The organism is Cypionkella sp., from assembly GCF_028290025.1.
In the GTDB taxonomy this organism is placed as follows: domain Bacteria; phylum Pseudomonadota; class Alphaproteobacteria; order Rhodobacterales; family Rhodobacteraceae; genus Cypionkella.
In genome coordinates this window covers 34,807-48,734 of the sequence record NZ_JAQGKQ010000055.1, presented here as the reverse complement: position 1 = coordinate 48,734, position 13,928 = coordinate 34,807, and the positions used below count along the sequence as shown (strand labels likewise).

General features: G+C 58.7%; 11 protein-coding genes. 4 read left to right on the top strand and 7 right to left on the bottom strand.

Annotated features, from left to right (window positions below; translation table 11 throughout):
* Window positions 1-83 precede the first annotated feature (83 nt).
* Complete coding sequence (locus JWS10_RS09500; RefSeq protein WP_299506705.1) at window positions 84-776, bottom strand: YafY family protein; 693 nt, start codon at window positions 774-776, stop codon at window positions 84-86.
* A 71-nt stretch (window positions 777-847) separates the two neighbouring features.
* Between JWS10_RS09500 and JWS10_RS09495 the strand changes: the two genes are divergently transcribed.
* Window positions 848-1,462: a glutathione S-transferase family protein gene (locus JWS10_RS09495; protein WP_299506703.1), complete on the top strand. Its 615-nt coding sequence runs from the start codon at window positions 848-850 to the stop codon at window positions 1,460-1,462.
* Window positions 1,463-1,724: 262 nt separating this feature from the next.
* Here JWS10_RS09495 and JWS10_RS09490 read toward each other — a convergent pair whose 3' ends face one another.
* Window positions 1,725-2,012, bottom strand: coding sequence for an HU family DNA-binding protein (locus JWS10_RS09490; RefSeq protein ID WP_299473643.1), 288 nt, complete (start codon window positions 2,010-2,012; stop codon window positions 1,725-1,727).
* A 156-nt stretch (window positions 2,013-2,168) separates the two neighbouring features.
* Window positions 2,169-3,647, bottom strand: a complete 1,479-nt coding sequence (locus JWS10_RS09485) for an AMP nucleosidase (RefSeq protein ID WP_299506701.1) — start codon at window positions 3,645-3,647, stop codon at window positions 2,169-2,171.
* A 132-nt stretch (window positions 3,648-3,779) separates the two neighbouring features.
* On the opposite strand from JWS10_RS09485, the gene JWS10_RS09480 reads away from it, so the two are divergent.
* A complete protein-coding gene (locus JWS10_RS09480; RefSeq protein ID WP_299506699.1) occupies window positions 3,780-4,610 on the top strand; it encodes an SDR family oxidoreductase in 831 nt (276 codons plus the stop codon).
* A 110-nt stretch (window positions 4,611-4,720) separates the two neighbouring features.
* A complete protein-coding gene (locus tag JWS10_RS09475) occupies window positions 4,721-5,335 on the top strand; it encodes a TetR family transcriptional regulator C-terminal domain-containing protein (protein ID WP_299473554.1) in 615 nt (204 codons plus the stop codon).
* Window positions 5,336-5,461: 126 nt separating this feature from the next.
* Here the strand turns inward: JWS10_RS09475 and JWS10_RS09470 are convergent, their stop codons facing one another.
* On the bottom strand, window positions 5,462-5,758 hold the full coding sequence (locus JWS10_RS09470; protein WP_299473557.1) for a PRC-barrel domain-containing protein: 297 nt from the start codon (window positions 5,756-5,758) through the stop codon (window positions 5,462-5,464).
* Between the two features lie 483 nt (window positions 5,759-6,241).
* Between JWS10_RS09470 and JWS10_RS09465 the strand changes: the two genes are divergently transcribed.
* Window positions 6,242-7,192 carry a TerC family protein gene (locus JWS10_RS09465; RefSeq protein WP_299473559.1) on the top strand — a complete coding sequence of 317 codons (951 nt, stop codon included), beginning with the start codon at window positions 6,242-6,244 and terminating at the stop codon, window positions 7,190-7,192.
* Between the two features lie 39 nt (window positions 7,193-7,231).
* On the opposite strand, the gene JWS10_RS09460 is transcribed toward JWS10_RS09465, so the two are convergent.
* Genes JWS10_RS09460 through JWS10_RS09450 form a run of 3 tightly spaced genes read right to left on the bottom strand, consistent with a single transcriptional unit; the run spans window position 7,232 to window position 13,835 of the window.
* Entirely contained in the window at window positions 7,232-8,110 is an 879-nt protein-coding gene (locus JWS10_RS09460; protein WP_299506697.1) for a transglutaminase family protein, read from the bottom strand.
* Between the two features lie 11 nt (window positions 8,111-8,121).
* Window positions 8,122-10,518, bottom strand: coding sequence for a circularly permuted type 2 ATP-grasp protein (locus tag JWS10_RS09455; RefSeq protein WP_299506695.1), 2,397 nt, complete (start codon window positions 10,516-10,518; stop codon window positions 8,122-8,124).
* Complete coding sequence (locus JWS10_RS09450; protein ID WP_299506694.1) at window positions 10,518-13,835, bottom strand: DUF2126 domain-containing protein; 3,318 nt, start codon at window positions 13,833-13,835, stop codon at window positions 10,518-10,520. Before JWS10_RS09450 ends, JWS10_RS09455 begins: the two co-directional genes overlap by 1 nt.
* Between the last annotated feature and the right edge of the window lie 93 nt (window positions 13,836-13,928).

Sequence of the window (13,928 nt, the reverse complement as noted above, 5' to 3'; positions counted from 1 at the left end):
GGCTTCGATTGCCCCGTGTCCGATGGAAAATTGGTTAATAAATAATGAATGAACTACGGTAGGCCGTTGTAATCAAGTGATTATTACCTGTGTCCACGTGTGGCGACCAAGGCCGCATAATCACGCAACATCGGCACCCGCCGAGGCCGAAAGCTTACCCCGGTCAACGCCACATCCTGCATCCGATCCAGATGAAACCGCCGGAAATCTTCCCGCAAACAACACCAAGCCAGACACATCAACGCGTGATCAAAATACACAATCGACAGCGGCCAAATCCTCCGCCGAGTCTGCGCGCCATTCAGATCAAGATAGTTCAGCTCCACCTCTTGCTCAGCCCAAGACGCCTCCCGCAGCAGCGCCACATGGGTCGGAGGCGCCGCCCGCAGCTGAAACTTGATCGAGCGTGAAACCGCATGAACCGCCTGCCGTTGGACCCGTTCGGGCAAGGTGGCGACAATCTTCGCCATCGCTACTTCAGCAGCTTTTGCAAGCGCCGGATCACCCATCTGCCGCACCTCCGCCAGCCCCAACACCAGTGATTCCACCTCCAACTGCGTAAACATCTGCGGCGGCAACGCGGGATCTTCGGTCAACGTGTAGCCAACCCCGGCCTCACCATCAATCAAAGCACCGCCTGCCCGCAGACTATCAATGTCGCGATATATAGTACGCTCCGACACCGCCATTTCCTCCGCCAACCGCGCAGCCGTCACCGGTTGAGGCAACATGCGCAGCGCAGTCAGCAGACGGAACAGGCGATCAGATTTGGCCACAACATCCTGACGGTTTCTGGCAGTAGGGATGCAGCATATGGTCTTTATCGACAAATTCAATGGAGACAAAAATGTTGACCCTGTTCCACTCGCCGAACTCTCGCTCATCCGCCGTCGTCATGCTGCTAAATAAAATGGGCATCACCGACAAAGTGGAAGTCCGTCATGTCAGCATCAAACGCATCGACGGTTCCGGTGAGGTCGATCCGACAAACCCGCATCCGGAGGGCAAAGTCCCCGCCCTCCTGCATGACGGTCATCTTATCACCGAACGCGGTGCGATCATGCTGCATTTGACCACGATTTTCCCGGAAACGGGCCTTGCGCCGCCTGTAGGCTCGCCGCTGTGGGGTGAATATCTGACTTGGCTTTCTTGGTATCAGGGTGTGCTGGAGCCTGTGATGGTCATGGACGCACTTGGGCTTGAACATCCCGGCCTCGCCAGTACGTTTCGCAGCCATAACGAAGCTGCCGCGCGCATTCGCACCGCTTTGAAAAATGGGCCATGGTTGCTGGGCGCGCAGTTTTCGGCCGCCGATCTTTTGGTCCATTCGCTCTATGGTTGGTTCAAAGACGCAGTACCGGACGATTCCCTGATCCGAGACTGGGTGGCACGTTGCGCCGCGCGTCCCGCAAGACTGCAGGTGCAGCAAGCCGATGCCCTAGTCACGGCAAAAGCTGCCTAGACCACTGCCCTCGCTTCGGCGGGGGCAAAATTTGAACGCGGCGCGGCTAAGTGGCCGGTTGAACGATGCCTGCCAGCAGACTGGCTTTCAGTGCCGATAGCACTCCCACCGTCATGGTGGCAAAGTTAAATTATCGTTAACTCGACGCCATAAGTCATTGATTTCTATGCAAACGAAGCCCCTGCCACGCGTGGACAGCCTCAAAGCAAGCAAAAGGGCCGCCTAGCAGGCGACCCTTTGCAGACCTGTTTCAGAGACGAAATCAGGCGTTAACGCTGTCTTTCAAAGCCTTTGCAATAGCGAACTTAACTTGTTTGTCCGCAGCTTTGGTGACTGTTTCACCTGTCGCAGGGTTGCGAACCTGACGCTCAGGACGCTCACGGCAGACCATTTTGCCCAGACCCGGCAACGTCACCGAACCGCCCGCAGCAACTTCACGCGCGACAACAGCAGCAACAGCATCGAGTGCAGCAGCAGCGGTTTTCTTGTCGGAACCCATCGCATCCGAGATAGCGGCCAGAAGTTGCGTCTTTGTCATAGCTTTGGTTATCATTGGTTCCTCTTTCTGGCCCCGTTAGCTGTGGAGCCTTAATTTGTCTGATCCGACGGATGCAGCGGCTTCTCACGCTTTTGCGCCCCAAGGCAAGCTCTTTTTGGCGTAAAATAAGGCGCTTCGCCGCGGCGACCCAGTTTTCGCCGAAGCAGACTACAGGAACGCAGTCTCTTCAAAGCTGCGCAGCTTGCGGCTATGAATTCGCTCTGTCGGCATATCTCGAAGGCGTTCCATAGCGCGGATACCGATTTGCAGATGTCGCGCGACCTGAGTCTTGTAAAACTCGCTGGCCATGCCCGGCAGCTTTAATTCGCCATGCAGCGGTTTGTCGGAAACGCACAGCAACGTGCCATAGGGCACTCGAAACCGGAACCCATTCGCAGCAATCGTGGCGCTTTCCATATCCAGCGCGATCGCACGAGATTGCGAAAGCCGTCGCACTGGCCCGGACTTGTCGCGAAGCTCCCAGTTGCGGTTATCAATCGTCGCAACCGTCCCCGTCCGCATGATGCGCTTTAGCTCGTAGCCCTCCAGCTGAGTGACCTCAGCCACCGCTTCTTGCAAGGCAATTTGAATCTCGGCCAGCGCTGGAATTGGCACCCAAACCGGCAGGTCATCATCCAAGACGTGATCTTCGCGCAGATAAGCGTGTGCGAGGCAAAAATCCCCCAAAGACTGTGAATTCCGCAAGCCGGCACAATGGCCGACCATAAGCCAGGCATGCGGGCGCAGCACGGCAATGTGGTCTGTGGCGGTCTTGGCATTGGAAGGCCCGACACCAATATTCACCAGCGTAATGCCGTTACCGTCAGCTCGCTTCAGATGAAACGTCGGCATTTGCGGCGTCTTCGAAGAATGGGCGATCATCCCATCCGGCGTGGTGATTTCCTGATTTCCGGTCGCCACAAAGCTGACATAGCCTAAGGTCGGATCAGCCAGCATTGCGCGGGCATAAGCCTCAAATTCGTCAACGTAGAACTGATAGTTGGTGAAGAGCACATGATTCTGAAAGTGCGTGGGGTCTGTCGCAGTATAATGTGACAGCCGCGCCAAGCTGTAATCCACGCGCTGCGCCGTGAAGGGTGCCAAGGGTTGCGAGCCATCGGCATTGTGGGTGCGGGTGCCATTGACGATGTCATCGTTGGTGGTAGCAAGATCGGGCACATCAAAGATATCACGCAGGGAAAACTCAAGCACGCCTTCTTGCGGAACCGAGACCAGAGGATTGCCCGCCACCGCGAAATGCACCGGAATTGGCGTATCGGAATAGCCGATTTGCACGGGCACGCTGTGGTTCTGCATCAGCAAACTGATTTGTTGAATCAGATAATTGCGAAATAAGTCCGGTCGGGTGACGCTGGTCGCATACACGCCGGGGCTTGCGACGTGGCCATAGGCAAGGCGGCTGTCGGTCTTGACATGGCTTGTCACCACCAACCTGATCTCGGGATAAAATGCTCGGATACGCGTCGAAGGCTTTGCTCCCACAACCGTGGCGCTGAAATGTTGCGAAAGAAAGCTTACCGCGTCAGCATACAGCGCCTCTAGCCGATCAACGGCGGCGGCGGCATCGGTGAACGATTCAGGGGCGGTAAACTCGGGGATCAGGATCAAAGCGGGTTCGTCGTTCATGGCGTCATCTTCTTCATTTCGATCGGGCATCTAAGGCCGAAGCGGCCGGTTTCGCAAGTGAAGTCTTAATGACGGCGTGCTGCTGCTAGGTTGGGTCTTGCGAAGCAACGGGAGCGCGGGAATAAAGGCGCGATGAAAACCTTGCTGTCTCTTGGTCATGGCTATTCTGCGGCGGCGTTGGCGGCGCTGTTGATTCCGCAGGGTTGGCGGGTGATCGGCACCACGCGTTCTCCCGACCGGATCGCTGATCTGCGGGCTGAAGGGGTGGAGCCGCTGTTGTGGCCGTGCGATATCAAGACTGCGCTTGACGTCGCCACGCATGTGCTAGCCTCGGCCGCGCCGGACGGGTCGGGTGATCCTTTCTTACATGCCGCGCGCGATCAGATCATCGCAGGGCGACCTGAATGGGTGGGCTACCTTTCTACCACCGCTGTGTACGGCGATCATCAGGGCGGTTGGGTGGATGAGGATACTCCGGTCAATCCGCAGTCGGCGCGAGCGGTGCAGCGGGTGCTTGCGGAACGGCAGTGGCTGGCTACGGGGTTGCCTGTGCAGGTGTTCCGCTTGGCTGGTATATACGGACCGGGACGCGGGCCGTTTGAGAAGGTGCGCGACGGGTCGGCGCGGCGGATCATCAAGGCGAACCAAGTTTTCAGTCGCATTCATGTTGCCGATATCGCGGCAACTTTGCTGGCGTCAATCAACACTCCTGAGGCTGGCGCGATCTATAATGTATGTGATGATAATCCTGCGCCGCCCGAGGATGTGCTGAGTTATGCTGCGGCGTTGTTGGGGCTACCGGAGCCGCCTACGGTGCTGTTCGAGCAGGCTGAAATGTCGCCGATGCAGGTCAGTTTCTATTCTGAGTCGAAACGGGTCAGCAATAATCGGATTAAGCGCGATTTAGGGGTGAAGCTTCACTATCCGACCTATCAGGACGGATTGAAGGCGCTGTTGGGATAGTGTCCACATGCGGGCATCTTGCTAACCCGTTGTTTTGTAAGTATTTAATGTTTTTCATTATGGAAGAATTAAGCATCTTTTGACAATATATAGCAACGAAAGACCGCTCAATGACCCCCGCAAAACCACCTCGCAAATTGTCTCGGGAGGCCCGACGCGAGCAGTTGATCGAGGCCACAATCGAAGTACTGGCGATCAAAGGCTATGCGCGCGCCACAATGAGCGATGTCGCCAATCAGGCGGGGCTGTCGCACGGCTTGGTCAATTTTCACTTCCAATCGAAAGAATTGTTGCTGGCCGAGACGCTGACCTATCTGGCCGAAGAATATGTGCAAAACTGGCAAAACGCACTGGCAGCGGCAGCGCCTGAGCCTGCGGCGCAGCTGGATGCGCTGATCCGCGCAGATTTCACCCCTGAACTTTGCACGCCGCAACGGTTGGCAGCATGGTGTGCGTTTTGGGGTGAGGCGCAGAGTAGGCCGCTTTATCAAGAGAAATGCGGCTCTAACAATGCGGAATACGTCACCAAGCTGGAGGGACTTTGCGCGGCTTTGCTCGGGCCATCGGGCAATGCAGAGCGTGTGGCACGGGCGATCAGGGTGGCGAGCGAGGGGCTGTGGATGGATCTGGTGACGCAAGCCGAGCCCTACAGTGTGCATGAAGCTCTGGAGACTTTGCTTGCCTGCGCTGCGGCGTTTTTCCCGAAAGTGTTCGTAAGACCGTGACAGCTTTGCAAGCCTGCCCAAACGAACTCGGAATTATGACAATTTTGGTGATTAACGCGAACGGGCTCGCCAATGACGAGCCCGGACGCGATTTATGTGATCGATTGTTATGTGAACGTTTGGCGGTCAGTGATGATGTTCGGGCAATTCTTCGAGCTGTTCTTTGGTCCAAGAAGTGACGCCGTGAACCTCTCCATCTTCGTCGCGCATCAGGTTCAACTGATCAACGCTGACAAGCACTGGTTTAGAGCCGATGCCCAAGAACCCGCCGACATCAATCACCACTTGGGTCACTGCACCAGCACCGTGGACATGGGAAATCGTGCCGATTTTGCTGTCATCCACGCCGTAAATCGGGGCACCTTCTAAGGTGGTGTTGTTGATTTCGCTGCGATCAAGAGCAGTATGTCTGCTGTGGTCCATGTGTATCTCCAAGGTTGCGGGTCAGCCGCCTTAGCGGCGACAGATGGGTGAAAACGCCGCCAGCAAATGGGACAGAAGCTCGCCTGCCGATGCGTTGGCCAAGGTGAGAAACCGGGAAAACCACCTCGTTCTTCGTACCATTGCGCCCGGTTGACATGCAGGCAGCGCTTTCAGCTTTCAAACGCGCTTAGATTGTGGCGGTTCCGTGATATTGACGTCGCGACATAACGCGTCGGAAAATTTGGGGTGCGGCGCTGTACGGGGCGTAGCCTTCGGTTGCTTCACGCGCGCGTGATATTTTCGCGGCGGGGGTTGAACGGCGCAAATGCCGCCCCAAATCTGGATTGCGGGCCGGGCCCCTCTGACGATCGTCGCGATCGTGATGTCGGACCGCATCGAGTGCGCTCGATGTCATGCCCGGTGGAACTTCGGTTCAAAGCGTATTCGGCTGAGCTCTGGCGCTGTGTAAAACAGAGGATGGCTATGGACACTCTAACTACAATATTTTTGGGCACGCCGCTGTGGATGTGGCTGACCTTTATCGGCATCGTTCTGGTGCTGCTCGCCGCCGATCTGGGGCTGGTGAACAACGGCGATCAAGAGATCGGCGTGTCAAAAAGCCTGCGGTTGTCGGCGGTCTATATCACTTTGGGCCTGGCATTTTCAGGCTTTGTGTATTGGCAGATGGGGTCTGAGGCCACCGCGCAATATCTGACGGCATTCGTGGTGGAAAAGACGCTGGCGATGGACAACGTGTTTGTTATCGCGCTTATTTTCAGCAGTTTTGCCATTCCGAGGATGTATCAGCATAGGGTGCTGTTCTGGGGCATTCTGGGCGTGATCGTGCTGCGCGGTATTATGATTGGTCTGGGTGCTACTTTGGTCGCCGAATATGCGTGGCTTTTGTATGTGTTCGCCGCGTTCCTGATTTTTACCGGCATCAAGATGCTGTTCACCGATGAGAGCAATCACTCGGTCGATGGCCCGGTGTTGCGGTTTTTAAAGCGGCGGATGCGGGTGACGGAACAGCTTGAGGGCAATTCGTTCTTCGTCAAACGCGATGGTCTGCGCTATGTGACGCCGCTGTTTCTGGCGCTGGTGCTGATTGAGATTGCCGATCTGGTGTTCGCGGTGGATTCGGTGCCTGCGGTGTTCGCGATCACCACTGATCCGTTTATCGTTTATACGTCGAACATCTTCGCAATTTTGGGTCTACGGGCGCTGTATTTCGCATTGTCGGCGATCTTGCACCGCTTCGCCTATCTAAAATATGCGCTGTCGTTGTTGCTGGTGTTCATCGGCTCGAAGGTGTTCGTGGCCGACTGGATGGGGCTGGAGAAGTTTCCACCAAGCTGGTCGCTAGGCGTGACGTTCGCGATCTTGGCGGCGGGTGTACTGGTCAGCTTGTACAAGACTCGCGGCCAGACGGCGTAAGCACGATGGGCAGCGCGTCTGATCGGCGCGCTGTTCAATTCAGACAGCGAGCGGGATCACATCGACGGCTTGTTTGCTATTCTGGCCGCCCGATATTCGCATGGAACCTCTGATCGGAGAGACATCGCCATAGTCGCGACCGCGCGCGACAACGATGTGATCTTCGCTGGCGAGTTTGTCGTTGGTCGGATCAAACTCGATCCACCCGGCGTAGGGGCCACACCATGCACGCACCCAAGCATGCATGGCGTCGGCACCCTCAAGCCGAGGCTTACCGGGCGGCGGCAGGGTGCGCAGAAAACCGCTGACATAGCCCGAAGGGATGCCAATGCCGCGCAGGCAGGCGATCATAATGTGCGAAAAATCCTGACAAACGCCGTGGCGCTTGGTGAAAGCCTCGGTTGCGGGGGTGTCCACCGTTGTGGCTTTTGGATCGAACCGCATGTGTCGATAAAGCGCGCTGCCGATGGCGACAACGGCCTCGGCCACAGAGATATCGGCATGAAGCGCGCCTTGGGCAAAGGCGGTCATCGCAGGATCGCGTGGGACACGGGTTGAAGGTGACAGGAAATGCAACGGAGACTCTGGCCCAAGATCGCGGCTGGCGGCGAGTGCGGCGGGCATCGCCGTCAAAGCGATCGTATTCAGCGGCAAAGGCGCCGCCGCAAAACGTTCGATGCGGGCTTTCAGGGTGAAGCCGACCGACGTATGCGGACCGCGAAAGCTGAATTCGCTGATGCGGTTGCCGAAGAAATCCTGCCGATCAAGACGCTCCTCGGGGCGGGGCGCGATATCCAGCAGGCTCGCCATTACGCGCTGACCACGGCCATCAATCGGCATCGCACAGACAACATGCCGCCCTCCCACCGCAGGGTTGGTATATTGATAGGTGATTTGCAGCTTGATGTCATAGATCACCGCGAAACCCCTTAATGCATAAACGCCGCGCCAAGCGCCGTTGAGAGATCATAGATCTGGTCGCGTGCTTTCAACAGCGCGTCGGTGTCAAACGTCTCAACCGTGTGGACAATGACTGAAGTTTGCAGCATCCGCACCTTACGTTCAAACTCGGTCATCTGACCATGCGGGCCGGTGCTGGACAGTTCGGTCGCGCATTTGGCGATCACGTCGAGATGGAACCGGACAGAGCGCGGATTGGATTCGTCGAGGCCCAGCAGGTCGATAACGCTTTCTCGGCTGGTGAACACTGCGTAGCGCTGACGGTGGACCATGATGCTGTCGCCCACTTCAATCGCCATATCGAGGCCGCCGGTTGGCGAGGTTAGTCCAGCCACCGCAGCCAGAAGGTTTGCCATCATCGCGGCGCGTTCCAGCGAACGACCCATCGACAGAAACTGCCAACCCGTTGCGCGATACATGTTTTCATGCACCAAGCCGGAGAAGCCCGCGATTTTGCGCAACATCACGCTCATCACCTGCGCCGCGTCGCCACCTGCTTCGGCGGTCTTGGCGATGCGGGTCATGGATTTCTCCATGTCTTGCAGGGCGGACCAGCCATCAACGCTGAAACGGTCGCGGATTTGGCTGGCGCTGTAGACGGCGGAGCTGAGGGTGCTGAGGACGCCTGCCGGAAAAGCCTCGGTCGCGTCAACGGAATAGGATTTCAGGCGGGCGCGGATGGTGGCAAGCAGCGGCGCGTTGCCAGCCTCATTCACCCTGATATTGTAGGCGCGGACCAGCCGCAGCAGGCCCTCGGTGCGTTCAACGTAGCGGCCCAACCAGAACAAATTGTCAGCGGCACGGCTGGGCAATGGGCCGGGCTGGGCGCGCACGAACGGAGCAGTTGGCGGGGCGCGCAGCGTGACAGGCTCAACCGGGCTATCGCTGACCACCCAGACATCGGCGACCGAACCGCCGTTGCGCATTGACATCGCCGTGGTGTCGGTGCCTGCGCCAATACGGGCGAAACCACCGGGCATCACTTGCCAGCCTGTCGGGGTGCGCGCCAAAAACACCCGCAGCGACATTGGGCGCGGCACCAGCGCACCGTTTTCATAGAACGGCGTGGTGGACAGCGTCACCAGTTCTTTGCCGACCAGCCCGCCCGCATTGTCAGTCAACCAATCGTGCAGATCGGCGTCATCCTCGGCGTCGCGCATCTGACCGCCAACGGCATGAGGAGCCGTCGATTCAAAAGCGATGCGGGTCGCCATGGCAGGCCCGATCAACATACGATCTGCATTGGCGCGCACATGCGCGAGCTCTTTTGCCTGACCACACCACCACGTTGCAACATTGGGGATTTGCAGGCGTTTTCCGGTCAGAACCTGCGCGATTTTCGGCAGGAACGCCATCAAAGCCTGCGTTTCCAGCACACCGACGCCGAGCGCGTTGACCATGGTAACATGACCTTGCCGTACCGCAGACATCAGGCCCGGAGTGCCAAGCTGACTGTCTTCGCGCAACTCTAACGGGTCGGCCCAGAGCCCATCCATCCGCCGCCACAGCACGTCAACCGGAGCAAGCCCCTCCACCGTGCGGACAAACAGGTGGCCGTTTTCAACGGTGAGGTCTTCGCCTTCCAGCAGCGCCATACCCAGATAGCGGGCGATGTAAGCTTGCTCGTAGTAGGTGTCGGTCAGCGGGCCGGGGGTCAGGATGCCGACCCGAGACGACGGATCGCTGCGCAGCTTTTCCAGCGCATCGCGGAAGGATCGGAAGAACCCCGCGAGGCGATGCACGTTGGTGGTGCGGTATAAGTCAGGAAACACCCGGCTGGCGGCGACGCGGTTTTCCAGCGCAAAGCCAGCGCCTGAGGGCGCATCGGTGCGATCCGCCAACACCCACCAGCTGCCATCCGGTCCGCGACCAATCTCAAATGCCATGAAATGCAGGAAATGCCCCGAGCGCGGCTTCACCCCAACCATAGGTCGCAGCCATTCTGGGTTTTGCGCGATCAGGCTGGCGGGCAGATGACCTTCCGCCACCAGACGGTTTTCACCGTATAGATCGGCCGCAATCAGTTCCATCAGATCGGCGCGCTGGATCAGCCCCGCCTCAATTCCGTGCCAATCGGCCTCTGGCAGGATGATCGGCACCGCCGAGAATGGCCAATCACGCCCGACGCCCGACTTTTCGCCGTATTTGCGAAAGAACACACCGGTATCTGCCAAATGCTGTTCGCCGCGCGCGAAGGCATCCTGCACTTCGGTTGCGGTCAGGCCAGACATATGCGCGATCAGGCCAGCCCACACCGGACGCATCGCGCCTTGCGCGTCCACCAGTTCATCCGGCACGCCGGGAAGCGGGCGATACCGGGCGAAAAGCTGGGTATCGACCGGCTTTGCTTTAGCCTTGCGTGCCATCAGTGCCGGGGAGCGCGGCGCATATCAAGGGTCATCGGGAACTCGGGGTGCGGGGTTTCGGTAACTGGTTCATACAAGCCGCCAGTATGACCGTGCGGCTCGAAACGAGCAAGCCTGCGCGCTTCGGCTTCGTTACTGTTCACCGGGAACGTATCATAATGCCGACCACCGGGATGCGTGACGTGATAGGTGCAGCCACCCAAAGCGCGACCCGTCCAAGTGTCGTAAACGTCGAAGGTGAGCGGCGCGTTGACGGGGAGGACCGGATGCAAAGCGAGGGGGGGCTGCCACGCTTTGAAGCGAACGGCAGCGACGGCAACGCCTGCCCCGACCGTCTGCATCGGCATTTGGCGCTGATTACAGGTGACGGTATAACGGCCCGGATCGGCGCAGGTCAGCTTGGCTTGCAGGCGTTCAACCGAGCTGTCGGTATAGCGCACGGTGCCACCAATCGCGCCAGTTTCGCCCAGCACATGCCAAGGCTCCAGTGCTTGGCGGATTTCCAGAGTGACGCCTTCAAAGGTCGCCTCGCCGCAGAACGGGAAGCGGAACTCGGCTTGCGCCTTGAACCAGTCAGGGTCGAAATCAAAGCCGTGTTGGCGCAAGTCGGCCAGCACATCGAGGAAATCGGCCCAGACGAAATGCGGCAGCATGAAGCGATCCGACAGGTTGGTGCCCCAGCGGGTCAGGTTGCCTTTGATCGGGTTCGCCCACATCCGGGCAATCAGGGCGCGGATCAGCAGTTGTTGCGCAAGGCTCATACGGGGGTTTGGCGGCATCTCAAAGCCACGGAACTCCACCAGACCTAAGCGGCCTGTCGGGCCGTCGGGGGAGTAAAGCTTGTCGATGCAAATCTCGGCGCGGTGGGTGTTGCCTGTGACATCGACCAACAGGTTGCGGAAAAGTCGGTCGGTCAGCCACGGCGGCGGCGCAGCACCCTGCCCCGGCAATGGGACTTGGGCGAGGGCGATTTCAAGCTCATAAAGCGCGTCCATCCGCGCCTCATCAATGCGGGGGGCTTGGCTGGTTGGGCCGATGAACAGGCCGGAGAACATATAGGACAGCGACGGATGGCGCTGCCAGTGCAGGATCAGGCTGGCGAGCAGATCGGGGCGGCGCAGAAACGGGCTGTCACTTGGGGTGACGCCGCCGACAACGACATGGTTGCCGCCTCCGGTTCCGGTATGCTTGCCGTCGATCATAAACTTATCAGCGCCAAGGCGAAGTTGGCGGGCTTCCTCGTAGACGATTTCCGTGGTGAGGACGGTTTCAGCCCAGTTGTGCGAGGGGTGAATGTTGACCTCTATCACACCCGGATCTGGAGCGACGCGGATCACGTTCAGGCGTGGGTCATTTGGCGGGCCGTAGCCTTCGATATGCACCGGCATGCCAAGGTTTTTCGCAGCGGTTTCAGCGGCGGCGACGAGTTCGAGGTAATCTTCGACTTTCTCGACCGGGGGCATGAAAACACACAGGCGACCATCGCGGGGTTCTACCGAGATGGCGGTGCGAACGGAGCCGGCGAGATCGGAAATCACCTGTTCGCGGCGGTCTTGTGTGGCCTCGGATGCGGTAAAGCTGGCGATGGGTTGCGCGGGTTCTGCTGCGGGTTCGGGCGTGAAATCGGGCAACGGGCCGCGATTGTCGAACGGGTCGGATGGGTAAATATGCGGATAGTCAGCGGCTTTAACATGGGGCAGTGAGCCTAGTGGCAAGCGGTAGCCGACAGGGCTATCGCCCGGCACAAGGAACAAATGGCCACGCCGCAGCGCCCATTTCTCGGATATCCAAGTCTGTGCTGCGCGAGATTGCCAGCGCTGTATTGGAAGCACAAAACCTGAGGGTTCCGTCAGGCCACGCGAGAACACCCGGGCGATGCGGTTGCGCTCCTCGGGGTCTTTAAGCTGCGAGTTTTCCGGGGTGACATTTTCCGGCAGATTGCCTTCCTTGACGATCCATTCGGCAGGGTCTTCATAAGCGGGGGTCACATTTTCCGCAGGCAAACCAAGGGTTTCCGCGATGTTTTGCAACAGAGTGCTGGCCTGTTCCGGCGTCGCCTTGGCATGGCTGATCTCAGGTGCGATCAGGTCGGGGTTGTGCCAGATCGGCTTGCCATCGCGTCGCCAGTATAGGCTGAACGTCCAGCGCGGCAGGGTCTCGCCGGGATACCATTTGCCTTGACCGTAATGCAGGAACCCCCCCGGCGCGAACTTGGCTTGCAGGCGGCGGATCAGCGCATCGGCAAAGACCCGTTTGGTGGGGCCGACGGCATCGGTGTTCCACTCGCCTGCCTCAAAGTCGTCGATTGAGACGAAAGTAGGCTCGCCGCCCATCGTCAGGCGCACATCGCCCTCGGCCAAAGCGGCATCGACCTTGTGGCCGAGCGCATTCAGATCGTCCCACGCGGCTTCGGAAAACGGCATGGTGATGCGGGGATGCTCGGCGGTGCGGGTGACGCTCATGTCAAAGTCAAACGCGACCTCGGCGTAGCTCGCCATGCCGGAGATCGGGGCGGCGTTGGAATAATGCGGGGTGGCCGACAGCGGGATATGGCTTTCCCCCGTCAGCAGGCCAGAGGTGGGATCAAGGCCAATCCAGCCTGCGCCCGGGAGGTAAACCTCGCACCAAGCGTGCAGGTCGGTGAAATCTTTGTCGGTGCCTTGCGGGCCATCGACGGCCGTCAGATCGGGCTTCAACTGGATCAGGTAGCCGGACACAAATCGTGACGCAAAGCCCAGATGGCGCAGGGCTTGCACAAGCAACCAAGAGGTGTCGCGGCAAGAGCCCAGCGCCAGACCGAGGGTTTCTTCCGGCGTCTGCACCCCCGGCTCCATGCGGATGACATAGCCGATTTCTTGGGCAAGCTGGGCGTTCAGCCGCACGATGAAGTCGATGGTGCGCAGAGGGTCGCGCGGCACACGATTTAGGAACGCTTGCAGCAACGGGCCGGGGGCATCGCAGTTGCGATAGATCACCAGATCTTCGGCAATCTCATCGGGATATTCGAACGGCCAGGTCTCGGCACTGGCCTCAACGAAAAAGTCAAAGGGGTTATAGACGGCCATGTCGGCGGTCAGATCGACCTCTATCCTCAGCTCTGTTACCGGGCCATCGAACACATAGCGCGCCAGCCAGTTGCCATACAAATCCTGCTGATAGTTCACAAAATGGTTCGCAGGCGTCACCTTTAACGAATGCGAAACCACCCGCGTGCGACTGTGCGGCGCAGGGCGCAGGCGGATCACCTGCGGACCAAGCGTAACCGGGCGGTCGTATTTATAGTGCGTCAGGTGGTGGATGCTGGCGAGAATGGACATGATATCTTCTTTCAGGGCTGACTGCTTTTTTTCACAGCCAGCAGCGTTCCTCTATCGTTTTTGTGCGTCTCAGGGCGGTTTGACGCGAAGTGA